This window comes from Saccharibacillus qingshengii (genome assembly GCF_013185195.1).
GTDB classification, from domain to species: Bacteria; Bacillota; Bacilli; order Paenibacillales; family Paenibacillaceae; genus Saccharibacillus; species Saccharibacillus qingshengii.
Map to the genome: position 1 here is coordinate 109,321 of NZ_JAAZWC010000006.1, position 23,886 is coordinate 133,206.

20 protein-coding genes are annotated in these 23,886 nt (G+C 58.5%); 9 read left to right on the forward strand and 11 right to left on the reverse strand.

Annotated features, from left to right (window positions below):
- The first annotated feature begins 186 nt into the window (after positions 1–186).
- Entirely contained in the window at positions 187–585 is a 399-nt protein-coding gene (locus HRQ60_RS07395) for a nuclear transport factor 2 family protein (protein WP_172195014.1), read from the forward strand.
- 92 nt (positions 586–677) lie between these two features.
- Positions 678–1,595, forward strand: coding sequence for an NAD(P)H-binding protein (locus HRQ60_RS07400; RefSeq protein ID WP_172195015.1), 918 nt, complete (start codon positions 678–680; stop codon positions 1,593–1,595).
- A gap of 113 nt (positions 1,596–1,708) precedes the next feature.
- Here the strand turns inward: HRQ60_RS07400 and HRQ60_RS07405 are convergent, their stop codons facing one another.
- Positions 1,709–2,332 (reverse strand): TetR family transcriptional regulator, encoded by a 624-nt coding sequence (locus HRQ60_RS07405; protein ID WP_172195016.1) that lies wholly within the window; start codon positions 2,330–2,332, stop codon positions 1,709–1,711.
- Positions 2,333–2,631: 299 nt separating this feature from the next.
- Between HRQ60_RS07405 and HRQ60_RS07410 the strand changes: the two genes are divergently transcribed.
- Together HRQ60_RS07410 and HRQ60_RS07415 are read left to right on the forward strand one after the other, a co-directional pair.
- Positions 2,632–4,488 carry an amidase family protein gene (locus HRQ60_RS07410; RefSeq protein ID WP_172195017.1) on the forward strand — a complete coding sequence of 619 codons (1,857 nt, stop codon included), beginning with the start codon at positions 2,632–2,634 and terminating at the stop codon, positions 4,486–4,488.
- Positions 4,489–4,703: 215 nt separating this feature from the next.
- Positions 4,704–6,548, forward strand: a complete 1,845-nt coding sequence (locus tag HRQ60_RS07415) for a GNAT family N-acetyltransferase (RefSeq protein ID WP_172195018.1) — start codon at positions 4,704–4,706, stop codon at positions 6,546–6,548.
- Between the two features lie 218 nt (positions 6,549–6,766).
- Here HRQ60_RS07415 and HRQ60_RS07420 read toward each other — a convergent pair whose 3' ends face one another.
- Positions 6,767–7,189 (reverse strand): RrF2 family transcriptional regulator, encoded by a 423-nt coding sequence (locus HRQ60_RS07420; RefSeq protein ID WP_172195019.1) that lies wholly within the window; start codon positions 7,187–7,189, stop codon positions 6,767–6,769.
- 207 nt (positions 7,190–7,396) lie between these two features.
- Between HRQ60_RS07420 and HRQ60_RS07425 the strand changes: the two genes are divergently transcribed.
- Together HRQ60_RS07425 and HRQ60_RS07430 are read left to right on the forward strand one after the other, a co-directional pair.
- Positions 7,397–7,816 carry a GNAT family N-acetyltransferase gene (locus HRQ60_RS07425; RefSeq protein ID WP_172195020.1) on the forward strand — a complete coding sequence of 140 codons (420 nt, stop codon included), beginning with the start codon at positions 7,397–7,399 and terminating at the stop codon, positions 7,814–7,816.
- Positions 7,816–8,310 carry an HXXEE domain-containing protein gene (locus HRQ60_RS07430; protein ID WP_172195021.1) on the forward strand — a complete coding sequence of 165 codons (495 nt, stop codon included), beginning with the start codon at positions 7,816–7,818 and terminating at the stop codon, positions 8,308–8,310. Before HRQ60_RS07425 ends, HRQ60_RS07430 begins: the two co-directional genes overlap by 1 nt.
- Before the next feature lie 122 nt (positions 8,311–8,432).
- Here the strand turns inward: HRQ60_RS07430 and HRQ60_RS07435 are convergent, their stop codons facing one another.
- The 4 genes from HRQ60_RS07435 to HRQ60_RS23885 form a co-directional block, all read right to left on the reverse strand.
- Positions 8,433–9,644 (reverse strand): CynX/NimT family MFS transporter, encoded by a 1,212-nt coding sequence (locus HRQ60_RS07435; RefSeq protein ID WP_172195022.1) that lies wholly within the window; start codon positions 9,642–9,644, stop codon positions 8,433–8,435.
- A 49-nt stretch (positions 9,645–9,693) separates the two neighbouring features.
- Positions 9,694–10,374, reverse strand: a complete 681-nt coding sequence (locus HRQ60_RS07440) for a FadR/GntR family transcriptional regulator (RefSeq protein WP_172195023.1) — start codon at positions 10,372–10,374, stop codon at positions 9,694–9,696.
- Positions 10,375–10,563: 189 nt separating this feature from the next.
- Positions 10,564–11,184: a lipoprotein BA_5634 family protein gene (locus HRQ60_RS07445; protein ID WP_172195024.1), complete on the reverse strand. Its 621-nt coding sequence runs from the start codon at positions 11,182–11,184 to the stop codon at positions 10,564–10,566.
- 241 nt (positions 11,185–11,425) lie between these two features.
- Positions 11,426–11,551: a hypothetical protein gene (locus HRQ60_RS23885; protein WP_281358077.1), complete on the reverse strand. Its 126-nt coding sequence runs from the start codon at positions 11,549–11,551 to the stop codon at positions 11,426–11,428.
- Positions 11,552–11,855: 304 nt separating this feature from the next.
- Between HRQ60_RS23885 and HRQ60_RS07450 the strand changes: the two genes are divergently transcribed.
- Entirely contained in the window at positions 11,856–12,815 is a 960-nt protein-coding gene (locus HRQ60_RS07450; RefSeq protein ID WP_172195025.1) for a cation diffusion facilitator family transporter, read from the forward strand.
- Between the two features lie 238 nt (positions 12,816–13,053).
- On the opposite strand, the gene HRQ60_RS07455 is transcribed toward HRQ60_RS07450, so the two are convergent.
- Positions 13,054–13,959, reverse strand: coding sequence for a DMT family transporter (locus HRQ60_RS07455; RefSeq protein WP_172195026.1), 906 nt, complete (start codon positions 13,957–13,959; stop codon positions 13,054–13,056).
- A gap of 230 nt (positions 13,960–14,189) precedes the next feature.
- Here HRQ60_RS07455 and HRQ60_RS07460 point away from each other — a divergent pair, with 230 nt between their 5' ends.
- Together HRQ60_RS07460 and HRQ60_RS07465 are read left to right on the forward strand one after the other, a co-directional pair.
- On the forward strand, positions 14,190–15,569 hold the full coding sequence (locus HRQ60_RS07460) for an aminotransferase-like domain-containing protein (protein WP_172195027.1): 1,380 nt from the start codon (positions 14,190–14,192) through the stop codon (positions 15,567–15,569).
- Positions 15,570–15,648: 79 nt separating this feature from the next.
- Positions 15,649–17,691 carry a Na+/H+ antiporter gene (locus tag HRQ60_RS07465; RefSeq protein WP_172195028.1) on the forward strand — a complete coding sequence of 681 codons (2,043 nt, stop codon included), beginning with the start codon at positions 15,649–15,651 and terminating at the stop codon, positions 17,689–17,691.
- Positions 17,692–17,803: 112 nt separating this feature from the next.
- On the opposite strand, the gene cydC is transcribed toward HRQ60_RS07465, so the two are convergent.
- Genes cydC through HRQ60_RS07485 form a run of 4 tightly spaced genes read right to left on the reverse strand, consistent with a single transcriptional unit; the run spans position 17,804 to position 23,749 of the window.
- The gene (gene cydC / locus HRQ60_RS07470) at positions 17,804–19,552 is read right to left on the reverse strand and encodes a thiol reductant ABC exporter subunit CydC (RefSeq protein ID WP_172195029.1); all 1,749 of its coding nucleotides are present in this window, start codon (positions 19,550–19,552) and stop codon (positions 17,804–17,806) included.
- Positions 19,549–21,339: a thiol reductant ABC exporter subunit CydD gene (gene cydD / locus HRQ60_RS07475; RefSeq protein WP_172195030.1), complete on the reverse strand. Its 1,791-nt coding sequence runs from the start codon at positions 21,337–21,339 to the stop codon at positions 19,549–19,551. Before cydD ends, cydC begins: the two co-directional genes overlap by 4 nt.
- Before the next feature lie 14 nt (positions 21,340–21,353).
- On the reverse strand, positions 21,354–22,373 hold the full coding sequence (locus tag HRQ60_RS07480) for a cytochrome d ubiquinol oxidase subunit II (RefSeq protein WP_172195031.1): 1,020 nt from the start codon (positions 22,371–22,373) through the stop codon (positions 21,354–21,356).
- Positions 22,370–23,749, reverse strand: a complete 1,380-nt coding sequence (locus HRQ60_RS07485; protein WP_172195032.1) for a cytochrome ubiquinol oxidase subunit I — start codon at positions 23,747–23,749, stop codon at positions 22,370–22,372. The genes HRQ60_RS07480 and HRQ60_RS07485 overlap by 4 nt, the downstream gene beginning before the upstream one ends.
- Between the last annotated feature and the right edge of the window lie 137 nt (positions 23,750–23,886).

Below are 23,886 nucleotides of genomic sequence, written 5' to 3' on the forward strand. Positions count from 1 at the left end.
CGAAAAAGATGCCGCTGTTTATAAAGCTTCAAAAGCAGCAGCATCTTTTTTTGAACTTTTCCGGACCAAATGGTCAAAATATATTTGACCATTTGGTCCGGAAATGATAAATTGATTTCAGTGCTTGATGCTGCAGCCTACAAAACGTCTGTTCACCAAATTCAAACCAAAAGGAGAGGGAACGCAATGACGACAATAGCACGGGAAAAAGCCGAGGAAACGATGTCTATTTTCAGAGAAAGTTTTTTGCAGGGAGATCACGAGGCCTTTCTGAATTTGTTCCATGAAGAAGTGAGTTTCGAATTTCCTTATGCGCCCGATCCTTATCCGAAAAAGCTGAACGGCATCGCGGAGCTGCGCAGCCATATCGAAGGTCTGGATAAGGTGTTCGTGATCCGCTCCTTCTCCGAACCGGTGATTCATCGTTCGGCGGACGGGCCCGTCTTCACGGCGGAGTTCGAGGCGCACGGTACGATGCTGCAGTCCGGCAAGTCTTACGATCAGCAGTACATTTCGGTTGTCGAACTGAAAGACGACAAAATTATCCGGTACCAGGATTACTGGAATCCGCTCAGTGTAGGCTGAACGGCATTATACTGTCGGTTCCCCTGCGCCGGACCCGTTCCATTTTTGTTTGATTTTCAATAGATTCTATTTCGATATAAGGAGCTGTTCCCATGTCCCATTCTTCCGCAATCCGAATTCTGCTTACCGGCGGGCAGGGCAAAACGTCTTCCCGTCTCGCACAGCTGCTGCAGAGCCGCGGTCATAAGGTCCGCACCGCCGGACGAAAAGCGCCGACGTCCCCTGACGGACCGTCGGAACACGTGATATTTGACTGGTACGATCCTTCCACCCATGAAGCGGCGCTCAAAGACACGGATGCCGTCTATCTGGTCGCTCCGCCCGATCTGCATCCGGAGAAGATGATGATTCCGTTTATCCGGCAGGCGCTGGAATCTTCCGTTCGACGTTTCGTTCTGCTTTCCAGTGCTTCCATCTCTGCGGACGATCCCGTGTTTGGCCCGGTGCACCGGGAACTGCTAAGCCGTGCCCCGGAATGGGCGGTTCTGCGTCCTTCCTACTTTATGCAAAATTTCAGCGAAGCCGCACATGCCTATACGATTCGCGAATCGAATCAGATTTTCACCGCGGCGGGTTCCGGCAAAGTCGGTTTCGTTGATGCCGAAGACATTGTGGCGGTCGCTGCCGAAGCGCTGACCCGCCTCGATCCGTTCAATGACGAACTGATCATCACCGGCCCGGAAGCTTTGAGCTACGACGAAGCCGCCGACAGGATTAGGGAATTGACCGGTCTGCCGGTGACCCATACCGCGATCACGGAAGATGAACTGAGACAGAATCTAATCGTCGCCGGCGTTCCACGGGAATATGCGGTCTTTCTGGCCGGCCTGGACACGCGAATTCGCACGGAAGGGATCGAAGATCAGGTCTCCGATACGATTCGCCGTGTGACCGGATGCGAACCGCGTTCGCTCGCCGACTTTATCCGGGCGAACCGCGCCTTGTTCCGTCCGGACGAATCGGTGGATCGAACAGTCGAACCGCAAATGTCCGGAAATCCGGACGCATGATCAACAAAAGCCGCCGGTCAAGTCGGGATTTCCGATTTGGCCGGCGGCTTTTTGATGAGCCGGAACGCCTGGGCGTTCCGGTATTTGAGTGTTGAAGAAGAGGCTGGAGGGCTTTATTCGGGCAGGTCTGCATTTGGAGCGTATCCGGCCGTATTCAGGTGCAGAACGGATAAAGCCATCGCTGCGAGATCTTCCAATTTGTGCCGATCCGCGCCCATTTTGGCACTCAGCACCAGCGCATTGCGCTCGTGGGCCAGATAACGGGACAGCTTGGCGATATCGGCGGCGGCGCTCAGTTCTCCGGCTGCTTGGCCCCGTTCCAGAAAATCGTAAAACGCTTGTTCGACTTCGAGATGGTTGGCCTGCATATACTCGCTCAATTCCGGGTCATGCGGCATATATTCGATCGCGCTGCTGATAATAAAGCAGTCCTGCCGCTGTACGGGGTCCGAAAGCACCGATACGATTGCGCTGAACGCCTGGCTGATACGCTCTTGCGTCCCACCTGTTTCCTGAAACAGGTCGATCATGTCGAGGTGCTTGCGATCCATATAGAATTTAACGGCAGCCAGGAACAGTTCCCGCTTGGTGCCGTAAGTATCGTATAAACTCTGCCGGGCGATGCCCAATCCTTTTAACAGATCTGGCAGCGAAGTGCCTTCATACCCCCGGGTTCCGAATATGCTCAAGGCCCGACTCAATACTTCATGGGGATCGAACGCTTTGGTTCTTGCCACGGTCCAACACCTCCTTCTTATTTTTATCATAGGGGAACGGAGGACGCTGTTCAATATACGGACGACATTCCCGTTCATCGAAATGCTTTTCGAAGAAGGCCGGGAAGCTTTTCATGTATAATGAAGGGAAAACGGACACCGCGTCCGGAACCGGAATCAGTCAAACCGGATACTGCTGCAGAAAACAGCGGATCATTCGCCGCATATGGGGGTACAGAGTTAGAAGAGAGCGATTCGCTTCTACGCGGATATGCTCGATCAGAGATAAATCGATATTTCGACGAAAAGGATGAGGCCGAATGTCTCCACACAAAAAAACAAACGAAACCGGCCGGAAAGGAGCGGGAGATCCGGCCGAGCGCAAGCTGCCCGATCCGCGCGGAATTCCGGTAGAGAACGAAGTGGCTGCGCCGCAGACCGACGTTCGTTTCTCGAAAGGTCTGGATATCGCCGAGATCCTGGAAGCCTCCGCTGCGGCCTTCATCACGGATGAAGGTTGGGTTCGCAAGACCGCCGGGGCTTCCGGTTCGGGACACCCGGCGAAGAAATCTGCCGGCGCCGCGAAGCCTGCGGCTCCGCCCGCCCGGATTCCCGAAGCGTTCTCCGCAGGCGCCGTTTCAGCCGCAAGCCGGGCAGAACCGCGGACGCTTTTGCCGGAAAGCGAAGAGGTCCCGGAAGCCCTGCCTCATCCCGATCGCGACAAACTCCGCTCGAATGCGGCCCATGATCGCGAAGAAATCAAGGACGAAGACCTAATCGAGCTGACGATCGAACAGTTCAAAGAGAAACTGCAGAGCGGTCGCTGGACGTGCCTGCAGCTGACGGAAGCTTATCTGGCGCGTATCGAGCGGCTGGACGGGAAGCTCAATGCGGTGCTGGAAGTGAATCCGGATGCCGCAGCGCTGGCCAAGCAGCTCGACGATAACTTCGACGAGTTGGGTTCGCTGCCGCTGTACGGTGTTCCGATCCTGCTCAAAGACAATATCGATACGGCGGACCGGATGACCACTTCCGCGGGTTCGCTGGCGCTTGAAGGGCGCCGGGCCAAACGGGATGCTTTTGCAGTCGCCAAACTGCGAGATGCGGGCGCGATTCTGCTCGGCAAAGTCAATATGACGGAATGGGCGAATTACATGTCGGAAGATATGCCGTCCGGCTACAGCTCGCGCGGCGGTCAGACAAACAATCCGTACGGCGATCATCCCGTCGGCGGTTCCAGTACCGGCAGTGCCGCCGCCGTCTCGGCCAACTTTGCGCTCGGGACGATCGGGTCGGAGACTTCGGGCTCTATCGTAAGCCCGGCTGCCGCGCATTCGGTTGTCGGCATCAAGCCAACCGTCGGTCTGATCAGCCGCAGCGGCGTGATTCCGCTGTCGCTGACGCAGGATACGCTCGGTCCGATTGCCCGGACGGTACTCGATGCCGCCTTGATTCTCGAAGCGATGGCTTTCGGCGACGAAGCCGACGCGTGTACGCTGCTGCCGCAGCGTCCGATGTCTTTTCTGCCGGGACGGATGGAACTGCCCGGCCGTTTGAAGGTCGGAGTCGTCTCGGCCTTCGCCGATTCGCTCGATGCGGAAACTACCGCCGTTTTCGAGCGGGCGCTCGGCGGATTGGAAGCCGCCGGAATCGAAGTGAAACGGGGCCTTGAACTGCCGGCCTATGAGGACGAATGGGACGGTACCGTGCTGCGGCGCGAATTCAAGGCGGCGATCGACGCTTTTCTGGCGGATCAGCCCGAAGGACCCGGCGATCTGGCCGCATTGATCGAAGCCAACCGGGCGAATCCGCAGGAGCATCTGCGCTACGGACAGAATTTGCTGGAAGAATCGGAGGAAGCGGGCGGCAGTCTCGAAGACGACGAGTATGTATCCAGCAAGGAACGGGGAGTCCGGCGCGCCGGCGAAGAAGGCATCGATCTTGCGCTTGAGCGGTACGGCGTGCACGCGCTCGTCTTCACGGACTATGCGGGATCGGACCTGGCGGCCCGCACGGGTTATCCGCTGGTCTCCGTCCCGGCGGGATATACGGAGTCCGGTCGTCCGGTCGGTCTGCTGCTGTCGGGTCCGGCTTTGTCCGACCCGCTGCTGATCGAGATCGCTTACCGTTTCGAACGGGCGACCCGCAAACGTCAAATTCCCAAAGCTTTTCGTTAGGTACCAGTAACCTTACTTTTAACTTGGTCAAGGTACCGGCCGGCCGGGCTCCAAGCCCCGCCGATCCGCTGCCGAGATAAGTACGCGGACCGACGATCCAACGGTTATACAGGTTTCAAGCAGGAAAACGCAATGCGGCGGCGAAGGTAGCTGTACGAGCGGACAGAAGAACGGAACGCCAAGAAGCCGGACTTTTTTAGAGGGAGGGGATAGAGATGGAGACCGAAAAAGAAACGTTCGTAGATGAAGCGGCTGCGGAAGTCCTGATCCGAACGCCGCGTCTGGTGATCCGCAGATTCGGCCAGGGAGAGTGGCCGCAGCTGCTGACGTATCTGCAGGACGACGGCGTCGCGGATTATTTCCCGGAAGGCGCCTACACCGAGCAGCGGCTGCGCGACATGACCGCCGATCCCTATCTGTATGCGCTGGTTCTGCACGATGACGAAGAAGTGATCGGCCATGCCTTTTCCCGTCCCGGCCTTCAGCCTTTGACGGGAATGATCGGGCTCGGGATCCGTTCGGATTACCGCCGATGCGGTCTGGGCAGCGAGACGGCCCGCGCTTTGTTCCGGCATGCTTTTACCGAACAGGGGCTGCACCGGGTTACGGTATCTTGTACGCCGGAGAACCTGGCGCTGCGCGCCATGCTGGAGAAGCTCGGCCTGCGCATGGAAGCTTTTTTTCGCAAAAGCGTGCCTACGGTAGACGGCGAATGGCGGGACGAATGCGTGTACTCGCTGCTGGAAGACGAGTGGCTGATCGGAGAAAGCCTGCTTGCGCTGCGCGAAAACGGTGAACGTTTCCGCCTGGAAGATCTGCTGGCACCGGCTTTGGAACAACCGGGCGCCCAGCCGCAGAACGAACGCAAGGAAATCGACGCGTATACGGGATCAGCCGGCGATCCGCCGGCGACGGATGAAGACGAAGATCCGGATTCTCCGAGCTGGCCGGAAGCGGCCGCTTTGGTCGATGAAGAACTTCACCATCCCACGGCCGAAGAAGAGACTTTTCCGGTGGCCGATCCGTTTGAAGAACCGGACTTTCCGCAGGTTACGGCTGCCATCGGCAGAACCGACGGCTCGATTGCCGCGCCATTTGTCCCGATCATGCCGGCTTCGGTCGTCGCTTCCGTGATCGAACCGGATACCTCGGCCCCGACGGTCGAAGGGACCGTGGTCGGCGTCGAATGGACGGCGGAGCCCGATCCGATGGACGGACTGATCGAACAGCGGATCGACGGCGTGCCTTTCGTGCTGCGCAGGCTGCACGATTTCAATTGGCTGGCGCCTTTTGGCCGGGTCTTTCGCGTGTGGGACCGTCAGGATTCCGGCAATCTCTCGTTCGGACTCGAGATCGAAGATCAGCATGTCTTCATCAAATACGCCGGAGCATCGACCGCGGATTATGCCGGCCATCCGGCCGATGCGGTGAACAGGCTGAGAGAAGCGGCGGATCGGTATGAAACGCTGCGCCATCCCGCACTGACCCAGGTACTCGACCATTTTGAAACGCCAGGCGGGTATGCGGTGCTGTTCGAATGGGCGGAAGGCCAACTGCTGCGTCCCGGCGCGGACGAAGACGGCGATACCGTTGTTTCCCGCTTCCGCAGGCTGCCGATCGCCGAGCGGATGGAGGCGATGGAGACGGTGCTCGAATTTCACGCCCATGTCGAAGCACTCGGCTATGTCGCGATCGATTTTTACGACGGCAGTCTCATGTACGACTTCTCGACCGGCCGGCTGACGATCTGCGATATCGATCTGTACCGGCCCGCTCCGTATGTGAACGAAATGGGCCGGATGTGGGGTTCTTCCCGCTTCATGTCTCCGGAAGAGTATGAACTTGGCGCCGTTATCGATTCCCGAACGAATGTGTACACGATGGGGGCCATGGCGTTCTGCCTCCTCGGCGGAGAACGGGACCGTTCGCCCGAGCTGTGGGACGCCGGGGAATCGCGCTATCGACTGGCGCTCCGCGCCGTCTCGCCGGACCGCGAAGACCGCTTCTCTTCTGTCCGTGAGATGGTAGAGGCCTGGAGAACCGCCGGCCCGCTTCGATGACCCAAGAAGCACGGCCGTTCGTTCGGCCGTGCCTGCTGCGTCCTGTCTTCTATCGCAAAAGATCCGGTTTCTCCGGGTGTTCGAATCCGATCCCAAGCGCAGACGGCGCAGGGCGAATTCGAAAACCGATCGGAGAAACCGGATCTTTTTGGTGCATCACCACAAAACGACCGGACCGGACACCTAAACAACAGAAGAATAACAGCGGAAAAATACGCTTATTCGATGTGCCCGGCCGCATGCCCGGAAACGATCATCTCGTCCGCTACCTGACCGATTGTCGTCGCGCGCAGATGCTCGTCCATTTTGCGTTCGGATTCCCGCATGACCGCATCGACGAGGCAGCCCGGACCGTTGGAGTCGCAGCCTTTGAACAGCGGCGTTGTGCCTTCGATCGCCTGAATGATGTCCAGAAACGAAATTTCGTGTTTGCCGCGGCGCAGACAGTACCCGCCTTGGGCGCCGGAATAGGAATCGATCAATCCGGCTTTGGCCAGCTTGGTCAGGATTTTCGACAGGTAGGTGGGAGAGACATTTTGTTTGGCCGCCAGCTCCTGTACGCCGACCTTGAGTCCGGGCGTTCGCGCCGCAAGATCGAGCATGGTGTGCAGCGCGTAGTTGGTACCTTTGGAATAATTCATCGTTTATCATCCTCAATCCTGAATTGGAATACCGATTGCAAGGGGTTGACCCGGCGGAACTTGACCCGGAATCGCTCTTTTTCTATTGTCGCAAGCCTGAGATTCCCCGTCAATCATCTTTGAAGCGGGAAAACATTTGCCGGGGGACTAGGTGACGGCGGTGCGGAGTGATATAATCTTGGAAACTACGAAGCGGGAGGCGTTTATATGACCACTATCCAGTATCTCGACAGTCTTGAATCGATCCAGGAAGATTCGTTCGCCGAAGGCTTTTTCGACGGTTGGCCGAATCGGCCGAGTCCGGAGACGTTTGTACGTATGCTGCACGGTTCGGCTTATGTGGTCCTTGCGCAGGATTCGGACACCGGGAAGATCGTCGGGTTTGTGAATGCGCTTTCCGACGGCGTATTGAGCGCGTACATTCCGCTGCTGGAAGTCGTGCCGTCGCATCAGGGTCAGGGAATCGGGCGCGAACTTGCACGGCGTCTGCTCAAAAAGCTGGATGCCTATTACATGGTCGACTTGATGTGCGATCCGGAACTGGAAAGTTTCTACGCCCGGCAGGGCATGCGTCCGGCGAACGGCATGACGCTGCGCAATTACAAAAATCAAAAAGGCATCTCGTGATGGACGCTTATCCCGTCGTATTTTTTTGTTTGGCTATTACACTCCACAATATCGAAGAAGCCATTTGGCTGCCCCGATGGTCACAGCAAACTTCGAAATTTCAAAAACCGGTTACTTCCGGTGAATTTCGTTTTGCCGTTATTTGCATAACTGTCCTGGCTTATTTGTCGGCTTTCAGTTTTGCCTATAGGCCGGAATCGGATGCAGCGAAATGGATGTTTGCAGGGTTTTTGGGATCCATGATTGTGAATGCTATTTTTCCGCATCTGATTGTGACTCTTTTGACGAAAAAGTATGCACCCGGACTCTTGAGCGGCTTACTGCTCAATCTTCCAATAAATTCATGGGTGATCTGCCGGATGTTTGCGGACCATTCCATAACATGGAAAGAGTTGGTTCTATCCACACTCGGAGTAGGGATCGGTTTATTGACCTTGATTCCTGTATGGTTTAAAATCGGCAGACACATCGCTTCTTCCGAACCGGTAGATTGAGTCATCAGTATGGGCGAACAAAAAAGGGAAACCATTTGCTCCGGTTTCCCTTTTTTTGTATTCAATTATCGATATGAGCTTGTACCAGAGTGCGCTTATCGTTGTAAAAAACGGCTAAATGCTTACTCGTGCACGTAACGTCCGCCGCGTCCCGCGGCGAGTCCGGTCAGCAGGTAGACGGCGACGATGCCGAACATGACATAGTACGGAGTCTGCCAGCCGCCTGTCGCGTCGTGCAGCGCGCCGTACAGCAGCGGGCCGCAGCCGGCGAGCAGATAGCCGACCGATTGGGCCATGCCGGACAGGTCGGCCGCTTCGGAAGCGCTTGTGGTGCGCAGCGAGAAGAACATCATGATCAGACTGAACGAGAATCCGCCCGAGAGGCTGAAGAAGACGATCGAAGCGATAATCAGCGGCAGCGATCCGTTGGCATACAGGAAGCCGAAGATGCCGACGATGTAGCAGGCTGTCGTCATGATGACGAGCGAGCGCTGGTCTCTCATTTTGGCGGCGATGATCGGAGCGATGAAGTTAATCGGGATCATCAGCATCTGAAACAGCGACAGCATGTATCCGGCAACCACCGGATCGAGATGCTGGGCATGCATCATATTCGGCAGCCAGGCAACCATGATGTAGTAGATGGACGACTGCATCCCCATATTGACCGTCACCGTCCAGGCCAGCGGCGAACGCCAGATACTGCGCTTGGGCACATCGGGCGCATTGGAGAGAACGGCGCGGGTATGGCGCCGCAGCTGCGGCAGCCAGGCGATCAGGCCGATCGCGGACAGGATCGTCCAGATCAGCAGCGCGCCGCGCCAGCCCAGGCCGGTGCTGGCGACCGGTACGCTGATCGCCGCCGCGACCGAAGCGAAGATGCCCATCATGATCGAATACAAGCCGGTCATGACGCCGATCTTAAGCGGGAATTCGCGCTTGATGATACTCGGAAGCAGGACATTGAAGACGGCTACGGCCAGACCGATTAGGAAAGTTCCCGCCATCAACGGAACGATACCGCCGAACGGACGGAAAAGGCTGCCGATGACGATCAAGACAAGCGAGACGAAGATCAGCCGTTCGGTTCCGAAGCGCCGGGCCCACTGCGCAACAAAGGGAGACAGCAGCGCAAAAGCCAGCAGCGGCAGGGTCGTCAGAAAGCCTGCCATCGTATTCGACAGCGAGAGAGCGTCCCGGATCGTATCGATGATCGGGCTGAGCGAAGTAATATGGGTGCGCAGATTGGCCGCAACCAGCAGAATGCCGGCGAGCAGCAGATAATAGACGCGGTTCGACACGTCCTCGGTGCGCGGGATTTCGGTTTTTTTCATGGTGGACAAGACTCCGTTCCTGCCGCCCTGGAGGTGGCATCAGATAAATTCACTGCGGATCGTGCGGGGCTTTGAAGCGTGCGATATAATCGTCGACGGCCTGAGCCGCGCGCTTCGCGTCGCGTGCCCGGATCGCGGCGATCAGCTCGGGGTGGCCGACTTCGTAGCGGCTTCCGACTAGGCTGCGGTTAACCTCGATCGAAATCTGCAGTTTCTCGAACAGGCTCTCGTACAGATCGGCGAGCAGACTGTTGCGCGAAGCCGCGATTACGGCGCCGTGCAGATTCCAGTCGGCTCGTTTGAACAAATCGTGGTCTTCGATCTCGCCGCCCAGCGCTTCCTGGCATTGGGCACTGAAATGTTCCATCCGCTGCAGATCTTCCTCCGTGCGATGCTTGCAGGCCAGTACGGCGGCTTCCCGGTCCAGCGCATGCTGGACTTCGAGCGCTTCTTGAACAGACGAACGGCGCATGCGTTTGTTCAGGATCGCGCTCAGTTCGCTGCTGGCCGTGACGAAGGTTCCGTCGCCCTGCCGGGTCTCCAGCAGGCCGACCTGCACCAGACCCCGAATCGCTTCGCGCAGCGTATTGCGGCTGACGCCGAGATGCTGCATCAGATCCGCTTCGCGCGGAATACGGCTGCCGATTTCCCAGGAGCCTTCCTTGATCAGCGTTTCGAGCCGGTCGTAGACCTGGCCGGAAAGCGTTTGTTTCTCCAGTTTCTCGAACATGCAGAGCTCCTTTTTCAAAGGTAGGATGATTGGATGTTTCACTCGGCTCAGTATAAAAGGTTTGGTTAAGCTTGTAAAGACAAAAATGCCCTTTGACGCACAAGGCGCAAAGGGCTGGGCGGCTGCCGCTGGGGGCTGCCTTTTTTATCGGTCGCAATCGGATCTTTCACAGAACCCTGCGTTTCGAAATTATTTCTTTTTTTGATCAATCTTCACAAGGCGCGAACCTTCCGGGAAATCGCCGACTTTCTCGCTCACATCCTGGAACAGACCGAATTTGAGCAGGGTCAGCTGTTGTTCGGGCAGCGATACGGCTTCGTAACGTTCATCGGGCAGAACGACAATTGCGGATTCCGTCAGTCTCAGATTGCCCAGGAAGTAATCGCCTGCATAACCCAGGTTGGCCGGACTGCCGTTCAGGGGGAAGCCTTCTGCGACCGCTTGGTCTTTGTCGGCGGCAAACAGCAGGCCTTCTGCTTCTTCCGGGCGGATCGGCAGCTCGGCGAGCGCTTCGCGCTTGTCCGCGCTCTTGGGCGCTTTGCGCAGAATCAGCTGGCGCTGCGTCCATTCCCGGGCCGTCGTTTCACTGACGATCAGCGTTTTTTCTTCCCATTTGACCGGATAATCCGAGCGTTTGTCCTGCCCGGCATCGACCTTTTTCACGTCGGCTTCGATCTGTTCGCCGCTGCCGACCAGCAGAATGCCGTTCGCCCGGTCATTCAGTACCGGAACGACAACGAAGAAGTAGACGACGGGAAGGGTGACGAGAACAACCAGGCCCGCCAATAGGATAAGTACAGGTTTTTTCATCGAAAATCTCTCCTCTGTATGGGGCGTCTGGCGCCTCCGAATACCTGTATTGTACGGGGAGGAGAGAAAGGGCTCTATCGATCTGTCTTAACGCAGCCTTACATTGTCGTTAAGGATCGCGCACGGCAAAAAGGAAGCCTCCGCGCGGAGGCTTCCTTACGTTTGGCGATGAGGCGTTCCGGCTTCAGGCCGTGGATCGCCAACGCCTATTGCGGTGCGCTTCGGGTCCGAGGGTCGGACGCTACTTCGCGCTTCGCTTGCCCATCGACTGGAGCTGCGACATCAATTTGGTACGGGAGTCTTTGTTTCTGAGCAGATAAGCAGCTCCGAGTCCCACGGCGGCGGTCATCAAAGAAGATCTTTTCATCGTAAATTCCTCCTCAAAGTCTAAGTTGTGGATGTTGATGTTGTACCTTGTTCAGAATTTACCCGCCTGTGCCGCGCTGAAACCTTTTTGTATTCAAAAGAAATCGGATGAGGTATAATAGAACGTCTTGACGGAGTTTCGAGTAACAAATCACCCTAACGGTTCGGAGACGATACCCATGCCTATAGATGAAAAACAGAAAATTGCCGCATACGGCGTTTTTTTGAGAAAGTTCGCGGGTCTACGGACCGGTCGGACTTTTTTTGTTTCCTTGGGGCAAGAAAAGTGACGGAGGGAAGAAGAGATGGAAGAGGCGAAAAAACAATCGATCTTCGCAGCCTGGATCAGTCTGATCAGCAATGTGCTGCTTACCATTTTGAAGACGGTGGTCGGACTGCTGTTCAACAGCCAGGTTCTGATTGCGGACGGGGTGCATAACGCGGGAGACGTGATCGCCTCCGCGGCGGCGCTCGGTTCCATGCGTATTTCCAGCCGTCCGCCCGACGAAGACCATCCGTACGGGCACGGCAAAGCGGAAGTGATCGGCGCAAGCGTCGTGGCAACCATTCTGCTGCTGGCGGCGCTGTACGTGGGCTACCACTCGATCGCGGCGCTGCTGGCTCCGATCCCGGAAGCGCATGTCGTGGCTCTGGTCGCGGCCGCATTGTCGCTGATCTGGAAGCTCGTGCTCTACGTGTATACGATCAGAATCGGCCGCCTCGCGAACAGCAAAGGTCTGATTGCGACGGCGCAGGATCATCTGGCGGATGTCTACGCATCGGGCGCGGCGGTTATCGGAATCGGGCTTGGGCTGCTCGGCCAAATGCTGAATATGCCGGTGCTCGCTTATGCGGACCCGCTTGCGGGGATCGTGGTCGCGGTGCTCGTCTTGAAGCTGGCCTGGGACATGGCGCGGGAATCGATCGATATTTTGATGGAAAAAGCGATCAGTTCGCATGAACTTGCCGCACTGGAGCATATTGTCCGCGGAATCGAAGAGGTCAAGCGGATCGACCGTATCCGGGCACGCGAGCACGGGCAGTACATCATTATCGATCTGCGGGTCGGGGTCGATGCGCAGATGACGATCCAGCAGGGGCACGACGTCATCCGCAAGATCAAACAAGCCATTCTGTCTGCCCACCCCAACGTCAGCGAAGTCATGATCCATCTGAATCCCTGGTATGCAGGCGCTCCGGAAGCCAGCGAAGCCGAACCTTCCGTAAGCATCGGGGATTCGGGCGGGGTACGAGTCGAAGAATAAATCCGGATAATCCGGGCCCTGCCGGGCCGACGTCCGGACAGCCCGCTGCCCAAGGTTGCAGCTCAAGGGCCAAGCGGGCCGCTCTGCGGCTAAGGGGGTCGGATCGTCGCCGAATCGTTCTTTCTTGAGTAGAAACAGGCCGTCCTGCGGTTCAATTTAAAAAAGCCTTCCGATATCCGCTTGGGCGGGTATCGGAAGGCTTTTTGCTATGCGGTGTGCGATTCGGGCGCAGGATCGTCTAGCGGCGCCGGGCCAGCGCGGAACCCACGACGCCGGTCAGAATGGCCGCCGCGCCGACCAGAGCGGCCGGGCCGACCTCTTCGCCGAGCAGCAGCGCACCGGCTGCAAGCGCGACGACGGCGGACAGGCTGCCGAATACGCTCATCCGGGAAGCTTCGATCCGCGAAAGCGCGTAATTGGACAGGTACGAAGTCGCCAGCGAAGAGAGGACGCCGAGGTAGAGCACCGCGGCCAGGAAAGAAGGCGAAGCGAGCGGCGCGGCAAGTTCCGGCAGCGTGCCGGCTGAAGCATGGCGAATCAGCGCCAGCAGCCCGAACGTGACGAAGCCGAGCAGATTCATGAAATAGGTCAGTTCCTTGGGGCTGTAGCTTCCGCTCAGCCTGCGGGCCAGCACGTTATAGCCGGCCTGGGAGAAAGCGGAGCCCAGCAGAAGCCCAATGCCGATCAGGCTGGCGGAGAACGCCGCGCCTTCCCGGCCTGCGAACAGACAGGCGACGCCGATAACGGACAGCAGCGTAAAGGCTTTCTGCATGGAGCTCGACCGTTCGCCGAGCATAAGTCCGGCGAGAATAAGCGTGAACACGGGTACCGCGCCCTGAATCATGCCGGCTTCGGCCGAGGAAGCATAGAGCAGGCCGAACGTCTGCAGGCTGAAAAAGGCGACGGGGTAGAAGATCGTGACCGGCAGAATGCGCAGGGCGCCGCTGCGGATCTTGCGCAGGCCGCTGCGCCCGGGGAAAGCAAACAGGGAAGCGGCGGCAAACGCGAACAGGAAACGGTAAGCGAGAATATCGAGCGGGTCGGCGGTTTGGAGCGCGATTTTGACGAATAGAAAAGAAAATCCGATAATCAGCGCGTTCAGAATCGCAGCCGCGTAAGCCCGATTTGCAGGGCGGGTAGGCATGGGCAGTCAACCTCCGAAGCGAAAATTTCCGAGGGGCGAAAGCGGGTACGGAGCCGGCGTTTATCCGGATACTCGGGAGATCGGGAAACGCCGGGCATTCCCGGATTCGTACGATCTCGGCAGGCAGTGCGGCCGCATCTGCACTTTTTATTCTAAACATCGCCCCGGCATGCTACAATAGACATAATGATGATCTGTACCGGTACAGATGGGGGAGGAGGAGGCGCAGTATGTATAAATATATGGAGCTGCTGAACGAGCTGGAAGGGATGATCGCAGGTTCCATGAAAGAAGGGGACAAGATTCCTTCGATTCGGACCCTCTCCGAACGGTATGTCTGCAGCAAGAGTACGGTGATCCGCGCCCTGTCGGAACTTGAACGCACGCATCTGATCTACGCTTCGGCCAAAAGCGGCTATTATGTGCTCGGCCGGGCCGCGCAGCCGGAGCGGCGCAGCCGGACGATCGATTTGGTCCATTCCGCGCCGGACCCCGAAATTTTCCCGTACCTCGATTTTCAGCAGTGTCTGAACAAAGCGATCGATACCTACCGCAACGATCTGTTCCTATACGGAACGCCCCGGGGTCTGCCTTCGCTGATCCGGGAAATGCAGCGCCATCTGGCGGGGTATCAGGTATTTGCGGAGCCCGAACGCATCTTCATCACTTCCGGTGCGCAGCAGGCGCTGACGCTGCTGGCCGGTATGCCGTTTCCGGGAGGGGCGGAGACTGTGCTGGTCGAACAGCCGACCTATCCGCTGTTTATCGCGTATCTCGAAGCTCACCGTATCCCCGCCGTCGGTATCCGCCGGGATGCCGACGGTATCGATCTGGATGAACTGGAGCGCATCTTCCGCGGAGGGCGGATCAAATTTTTCTATACGATTCCGCGCTTCCACAATCCGCTCGGCAGTTCGTATACCCGGCGTCAGAAAGAGCGGATTGTGCAGCTCGCCGCACGGTACGGCGTCTATCTGGTCGAAGACGATTATATGGCCGATCTGGAGCAGGATGCCAAGTCCGATCCGCTGTATGCGTACGACCGGGAAGAGAGAACGATCTATCTGAAAAGCTACTCGAAGATTCTGTTCCCCGGCCTGCGCGTCGGAGCGGCCGTGCTGCCCCGCGAACTGTCCGAATCGTTCGGACGCTACAAGCAGCTGCTGGACATCGACAGTTCGATGCTCTCGCAGGCCGCGCTGGAACTGTATCTCAAGAGCGGCATGTTCGATCGGCACCGGGAGAAGATCCGCGCACGCTACAGCCGGCGTTCCGAACTGCTCGGCACCGCGATCTGCCAAGCCCGCGAAGAGTATCCGGGCGTCTTCACGGGTCCCGCGCCTTCGCCCGGAGGGATTCATACGCATCTGCTTCCGCGGATGCCCGCCGCGCTGCCTGCGGCTGTCGAACGTCTGGGCCGCCGGTGTATCCGCGCGGAAAGCGCCGCCGCCCATTATCTGGACGGCTTCCCGGCTGAAGCCATGCTGAAACTGAACGTATCCGGGGTGCGCGAAGAAGAGATTCCCGGCGGGGTCGCCGCGGTTGCCGAAGAGCTGGCGCGGGCCGTACGCCGACTTCTGCCTTCGTCTCCGGCCCGAACGGCCGACTGAGCACGGACACTCTTGGGCCGCTGCCGGATTTATCCAACGAACGTGACTGCCTATCCCATCAAAAAGGAGCAAACGCCGAATGGAGCTTTTTATCAGTATTCTGTTCATGCTCGCGATCATCGGGCTTTCGAATGTGATCAACCGCTTTCTGCCTTTTGTGCCGGTTCCGATCATCCAGATCGGTCTCGGTGTCGCGGCCGAACTGCTTCCGCCGCATATTCATGTGCCGCTGGAACCGGAACTGTTCCTGGTTCTGTTTATTGCTCCGCTGCTGTTCAATGACGGACGGATCATTCCGCGCGGCGAACTGTGGAACCTGCGGGCTCCGATTCTGCTGCTGGCGCTCGGCCTCGTTTTTGTTACCGTCGTCGTGTTCGGCTATTTGATCCACTGGGTGATTCCGACCATTCCGCTGGCTGCGGCTTTTGCCCTGGCGGCGATCTTGTCGCCGACGGACGCGGTGGCGGTCGGCTCGATTGCCGGGCGAATCAAACTGCCAAAAGATATTATGCGGCTGCTGGAAGGCGAAGCGCTGGTTAACGACGCTTCGGGCCTCGTGGCCTTCAAGTTTGCCGTAGCCGCCGCCGTAACGGGCGCGTTCTCGATTTATCAAGCTTCGCTGAGCTTTCTGCTGATCGCGATCGGCGGACTGCTGATCGGCGCCGTGCTGTCTTTTGTCATCATCCGGATTCGGGTATTCCTGCGCCGGCTCGGGATGGAAGACGAAACGCTGCATGTGCTGATCCAGCTCGTCACGCCGTTCGTGCTGTATCTGGTCGCCGAGCATCTCGGACTGTCCGGTATCCTGGCGGCCGTATCGGGCGGCGTCGTGCATGCGATCGAACGCGATCGGGCCGAATCGGTACGGGTCAAACTCCAGGTGGTCTCGAACAGCACCTGGTCGGTATTCCTCTATGTGCTGAACGGCCTGGTGTTCGTTCTGCTCGGTCTGCAGCTGCCCGAAGTGCTGGGCACGGTCTTCGCGGATCCGGCGATCAGCAGCTTCGGCGCCCTGTGGCATGTCACCTGGATATCCGTCGGGCTGATCGTGCTTCGTTTCCTGTGGATCTATGCCTACTGGTTCTTCACAAGCCGGGGAGGCGGACTTGGCCGCACCGGGAAGTCGCTGTTCCAGGCGGCGCTGCAGACGGCGCTGTCCGGTGTGCGCGGAGCGGTCACGCTTGCGGGTGCATTCTCGATTCCGCTCGTTCTCAACGGAGGGGTGTCGTTCCCCGAACGAAATCTGATCTTGTTCCTCGCGGCAGGAGTCATCTTGTTCACCCTGCTGGCGGCGAGTGTCCTGCTGCCGCTGCTGTCGGGCAAGGAAGCCGCCGAGACGCCGCAGGCCGAGCAGCCGCTGAAGCGCCGCATCTTGAGTGCGATTGCGCAGCGGATCGGCCAGGAAGAGCTGGCCGAAGGCCGTTCGGGCGTCAATGCGGCTGAAATCCACGATTTCACGAAGTACCTGCAGCGGATGGAGGAAGCGACAAGTGCCTACGCTTCCGATCCCGAAGCCCCGCGCCGCGAAGCCGACCTGATGTACGCCGGTATTCGTGCGCAGCGCCGGGAACTGAGCAAGATGGTGCAGGACGGTGATCTCGGCCAGGAAGAAGCGACTCCGGTGTTCGAACATCTGGCCCGGATCGAAGAGAGTATTCCGGGCCGTCTGGAAGCCCGGGTTACCGCGCCGGCTGCCGATATCGGCCGCTTCGCCGCTGCTTTGTTCGCCCGCGGCCGCCGCGGGGAACTTACCGACAAGCATGCGTTCTGTTCGCTGCAGACAGCCAAGACGCGTATGGCGCAGGCCGCGATCGAAGCGATCGACAAGCGGACCAACGACTCCAACCGGGCCGAAGCGAAGCGCCTGACCGACGGCTACAACCAGCTGATCGGCCGGCTGGCGAAGACGGATTTCGGCCTGCTGGGCGAAGAGACCGCGGAAGAGCGCGAAGAACGAGAAGAACGGATGCAGGAGCGTCTCTCCGCTATTCAGGAGCAGCGCGACCATGTGCAGCGTCTGTTCGAGAAAGGCGAGATCTCGCGCGACCTGGCCGGCCGGCTGCGGCAGTTTATCCGCTACCTGGAGACGGACGTGCCGGAAGAAGAGAATTTCGGGCATTGATTGCGATCGATCGAATTCCCAACGCCAAAAAGCGGGCCGTCCCTGGTGGACGGCCCGCTTTTTTTATCGCTCATTCGGATCGGCCCGGCGTTTCCCGAAGGCGGTCGGTCCGTTAGACGGCCCGGGCTCCGCTGCCCGATTGTCCGATCATCTGCCGTTCGATCTGCTTCATTTCGTAGAAATAGCCGCGGCTCTGCATCAGTTCGTCGTACGTGCCCTGCTCCACGATTCTGCCGCGGTCCACGACGACGATCCGGTCCATCCGCTCCAGTCCGGCAAGGCGATGGCAGACCATCACCAGCGTATCGTCTTTGGCTTTGTCCAGCAGCGCTTCGAGCACGCGGCGTTCGGTCACGTAATCCAGCGAGGAGGTCGGCTCGTCGAGCAGCCACAGCCTGCCGCTTTTGAGCAGCGCGCGGGCGATCGCCAGGCGCTGCTTTTCGCCGTCGGACAGATTCTCGCCTTTTTCCAGCACGGGATCTTCCAGCCGCTTATTCGGCAGATCGACCTGCGCCAGTACGTCCAGCAGTTCGCGCTCGCTCTGCGTATCGTCTTCGAGCAGCAGATTTTCGAGAATCGTCCCCCGGAAAAAGTGGCCCTGCTGGAGCACGACGTTCGTGCTCTTCCATAGGTCTTCTTCGCTTAGTTCGCCGATCGGACGGCCGTTCACAAGGACCCGGCCTTCCGTCGGCGCATGAAGTTTGAGCAGCAGCTCCAAAATGCTCGTCTTGCCCGAGCCGCTCGGCCCGACGATCGCGGTCTTGGAAGCCGCTTCGAAGCGGAGCGAGACGCCGCTTAGTACCGGCCGCCAATCTTCCGCGTACCGGAAGACGACCTGGTCCAGTTCGGCGGAGATCGCCGCGTTCGCTTCCAGTTTTCCCTGCGGCTCCGGGCCCGGCCCGCTTACGGATTCGGCGGCGAACGTTTCGTTCAGACGCTTGGCGGCAAATTCGCTGTCCCGCTTGTAAGCGGGCAGGGTCGCCATCGCCGCCGATTCGTCGAATACGGTCATCGAAGCCATGATCAGCATGGCGAGGAATACGCCGGCCATAGAGCCGTTCGCAATCAGGAGAGCGCCGAGCACGAGCACGCCCCAGGAAACGAAAAAGGTCATAAAGCTGTGCAGCGATTGTCCGCGCAGCAGACGCAGCGCGTCCGCCTGCTGGGCCTGAGTCAATTCCGCGGATGCGGCAGCGAGATGTTCTTCGCGGGATTTCAGCCGTCCGTAGACTTTGAGGTCGATGAACCCGTACAGCATTTCGGTCGCTTCGGCAGACAGGTCCGCGCGGCTTCGGCGGACCTGTCCGTTCGTTCGGCGCTGCCCGACCATCACGACGGCGGGAACGGCGAACGCCGTCACCAGCATTCCGATAACCAGCAGCAGCGCAATCCACAGCGAGAAGAACGACGCGAAGACCACGGTAGCCAGAAAGACCGACACGACAATGATCGGCGGGTAGGCGACTCGCAGGAAGTAGAACTGAAGACTTTCCACGTCTCCCACAATCCGTGCGAGCAGGTCTCCGCTGCGCTTGCGGTTCAGGATACCGGGGGTGAGCGGAATCAGTCTGCCGAAGAAATCGGTCCGCAGCCGGCTGAGCAGGGAGAACGTGGCCCGGTGCGAAAACAGCCGTTCCCCGTAGCGGCTCGCCGCGCGGGCCAGACCGAGAATTTTGACCAGCGAGGTCAGCAGAATCAGGGTGTACAGCGGCGGCACGAAGACCGTTTTCGCGATCAGGTAGCCGCTGGTCGAGAACAGGACAACCCCTGCGATCCCGGCGAAAAACCCGCCCAGAATCGACAGCAGAATGTCTTTGCGTTCTTTGAGCATCGCTTTGGCAAAAATGGAAAGTTCGTTCACGCCGTCACCCCTTCGCGCTGAATATCGACCATTTCGGCGTACTGCGGCAGCGTGTTCAGCAGTTCGTCGTGGCTGCCGCTGCCGATCAAGACGCCCTGCTGCATAAACAAGATGCAGTCCGCATGCCGGATCGTATGCAGACGGTGGGCAATCGTCAGCACGGTTGCCCCGTGCGACAATTCCGCGATCGCCCGCATCAGAATCTGTTCCGTATGCAGATCGAGACCGACGGTCGGTTCGTCGAACAGCAGCACGGCCGGACGCTTCAGAAAAGCCCGGGCCAGCGCCAGACGCTGCTTCTCGCCTCCGGACAGTCCGCGGCCGCCGTCTCCGATCAATGTGTCGTAACCGTGTTCGAGCTCGGCTGCAAGTTCCGACAGCCCGGCCGCTTCGGCGGCACGGACAATCTCTTCGCGCGAGACCTCGCGGCCTGCGCCAATCGCTATATTTTCGGCAAAAGTGCCGGTGAACATATACGGATGCTGCGTAATATAGCTGACATGACGGAACCAGGAATCTTCATGGGCTCGGGTCAACCTGCGTCCGCCGACCCGGACTTCGCCCGAAGAAGGAGGAAGAAGTCCCGCGATCAGATGCAGCAGGGTCGTCTTGCCGGAGCCGCTGCGGCCGACGATCGCGATCTGCTGGCCCGGCTCGATCCGCAGCGAGCCGGCCTGCAGCCGGAACATATCCGGGCCGTAATTGAAGTCCAGGCTGCACAGCTCAATCGAAGGCGCTGCAGCCTGCGGCAGGGCAGGGAAGATTTCGTCCGCGGCTTCGTTGTCCGCGGATGCTTGGCCGGCTGCGGATTCCGTCAGCGCCGTTTCGATATTGCGGATAGCCCCGAGGCTGGTACGTCCGCCGTGGAAAGCCGTACCCATATTTTTGAGCATATTATAAAATTCGGGCACCAGCAGCAGAATCAGAAAAGCGGCGTGGAACTGCATGCTGCGGAACACGACGAGCTGCAGGGCCAGTTCGAGCGCCACGATCCCGATGCCCAGCATCACGATCGTCTCCAGCGCAAACGTATTGGTGAACGCTACCCGCAGAATGTCCATGGTCGCATCGCGGTAGGATAGGCTGCTTCGCTCGATCTCCCGCTCCTGCCGCTTGGCCCGCCCGAACAGCTTGAGCGTAACCAGGCCTTGAAGCGAATCGAGAAACGTACCGGAGAATCGGGCGAGCTGTTCGAACTTCTCTTCCGATTTCTGTTGGGTCCGGATACCGACAAGCGCCATAAACAGCGGGATAAAAGGAGCCGTGAACAGCAGGATCAGTCCCGACGGTACATGCAGCACGAACACGGCGGCCAGAATCAGCAGCGGCACGATCGAAGCTTCGATCATTTTGGGCGTATATTGGCTGAAATAAGCGTCGGCTTCGTCTACCGTATCGAGAGCGAGGCTGACTTTGCCGCCCGTCTGTCCCTGCCGGGACGCAATCAGCGGATTGGACGCAAGCGTCCGCAGCAGCTTCGCCCGCAGGGTCTGCTTGGCGTCCGCCGCAATGCGCAGGCCGATCCTTCCGTTGGCATAAGCGAGCAGCGTACGGACAGCCATAACGCCCAGCAGCATGGCGAAAATGGCGATCATCGAAGCCGGCACCGCTTTTTCCACGAATACGCGCTGCACCGCTTCGGCCATCAGAACGGCCTGGCTGATCGTCGCGGCCCCGAGTCCGAGCGTCAGCAGCCGGATAAGGCCCGTTCTTTTTTTCTGCGCGGCCATCAGTTCGGCCAACAGGCCGCTTTTTCGATTTGTGCGTCCGGATTTATTGGTTTTCATGGCCGTCCGCCTCCTCACTTTTTGCCTTTGACATAATCCGCATCGAACAGGAACAACCGGAAGACCAGCGCCAATGACGGAATCAGCAGCAGCAGGCCGGCAATAAAGACGACCACGAGCGCGATCCCCATCGCTTCCTGCGTAGCCCCGCCCTGAACGGTGATGTACGGATCGAGAATATACGGGTAATGACCGATGCCGTAAGCGAAGAAAGCGCTCAGGAACTGCAGCATCAGGCCGATAAACGCCAAGCCGTAGCGGCGGCCTTTGAACAGCAGCCACAGCACGATCAGGAAAAAGAACACGGACAGTCCGAGCAGCCACCACAGATCCATCATGTTCTGGAAATGGCGGTTGTTATGCTGGCTCAGGTACAGCACGGACGTGAACGCGGCGATGATCGTCGGCGTGCTCCAGAACAGCGCGTAACCGCGCATCAGTTCCAGCGCCGGCTGATCGTCCGCCCGGGAAGCGTAGAAAGCCAGGAACGACGCGCTGATAAACAAAACGGAAGTCAGGGCAAGACCGACGATGCTCCACGCGAGAGGGCTGGTGAACAGCGCCAGATAGTCCAGTGTCACAATGCCGTTGGTTTCGCTAATAAATCCGCCTTCGGACAGCACCAGCGCCACGGACAGCGAAGCCGGAATAAGCAGGCCGGTCGCGCCGTACAGAAACAGAAATACGATATTTTTCTTGGAGCCATAGTTCTCGAACGCATAGAACGAGCCGCGGATCGCGAGCAGGATAATGGCGATACTGCCGGGAACGAGCAGCGCCGATCCGTAATAATGCGCCGCGTCCGGGAAGAACCCGATCAGACCGACGAAGAAGAAGACGAAGAACACGTTCGTGATCTCCCAGACCGGCGACAGATAGCGCGAGATCAGCCGGTTGATCAGATGGTCGTTGCCCGTCAGGCGCGCATAGAAAGCGAAGAAGCCCGCGCCGAAGTCGATCGAGGCGACGATCAGATAGCCGTACAGAAAGATCCACAAGACGGAAATGCCGAGAATTTCGTAGCTCCAGCTCATGCGAGGCCACCTTCTTCCGATGAGTTGTCGCCCGCGAGTGCCTGCTGCTTGGTTTTTGCGATTTTTTCCAGTTCGACTTCGGCCGGGTTATCCCGGAACAGCCGCCGCAGAACGAATACGCACATCGTACCGAGCAGGATATAGAGCAGCAGGAACACGAAGAACAGAATCATGATGCTCGGCGAAGTCGTAGCGGCTTCTTCGACCCGCATATAGCCGCGAATCATCCACGGCTGCCGTCCGACTTCCGCATAGAACCAACCCAGCTCGACGCCGAGGAAAGCAAGCGGCACGCCGAATACGATCGCGCGCAGCATCCAGCGGTTGAGTTCATTGCGCTTTTTCCAGAGCAAGAGCAGGAAGAACAGCGCCGACAGCGCCAGCAGCGCGAAGCCGACTCCGACCATGGCATCGAACAGATAATGCACCAACAGCGGAGGCTGTTCGTCGACCGGGAACTCGTCGAGACCGGTCACTTCCGCGTTGAAATCGCTGAAAGCGAGGAAGCTGAGCGCTTTCGGAAGATGCAGGGCGCCCATAATCTCGCGTTCCGCATTCAGCCAGCCGAGGAAGATCAGATCGGCGCCTTGCTCCGTCTTGAAATGCCATTCGGCCGCGGCGAGTTTCTCCGGCTGATGCTGGGCGAGGAACTTGGCCGACGTATCGCCCGCAATCGCGGTCAAAAAGCTGAACAGCAGCAGGACGCCCATCATCAGCTTGAGGCCTTTTTTGGCATAATCGGTCGCGCCTTTCTTGAGAATGGAGAAAGCCGCGATCCCGGCCAACAGCGCGGCACCCGTCATGTAGGCGGAAGCCAGCACGTGGAATACTTTGGACGGCGTCGCTTCGTTGAACATGGCCTGGAGCGGATGCACCGCCATGAATTGGCCCGCTTGCAGCACGAAGCCGCCCGGCTGGTTCATGAAACCGTTGACCGACGTGATGAAGAACGCCGACATGGCGGCTCCCAGCACGATCGGTACGGTCAGCAGCCAATGCAGGTACGGATTGCGGAAACGGTCCCAGGTGTACAAATAAATCCCGAGGAAGATCGCTTCGAAAAAGAAGGCGAATACTTCCATGAATAGCGGCAGGGCGATGACGTTGCCCGCCAGCTGCATAAAGTTCGGCCAGACCAGCGCCAACTGCAGCGCGATAGCGGTGCCGGTGACTACGCCGACCGCCACGGAAATGACGAATCCCCTTGTCCAGCGTTTGGCCATCAGCGTATAATGATTGTCTTTTTTGCGGATCCCTACGAATTCGGCGATGGCAACCATCAGCGGAATCGCGACTCCGATCGTAGCGAATATAACGTGGAACGACAGCGTGAGCCCGGTAACGAGCCGGCTCCACAGTACGGTATCGACGACCATGCGGTAATCCCCTTTCCTGTTCTCTCTGTTTCATTTTCTGCAAATGAATTGAGTTCAGTATATCGGGGGTTTTTGCCGGATTAGAGCGCAGAACAAGCAGTTTCAAGAAAGGGTCAAAGCTTTGCGTCGATTTTGTG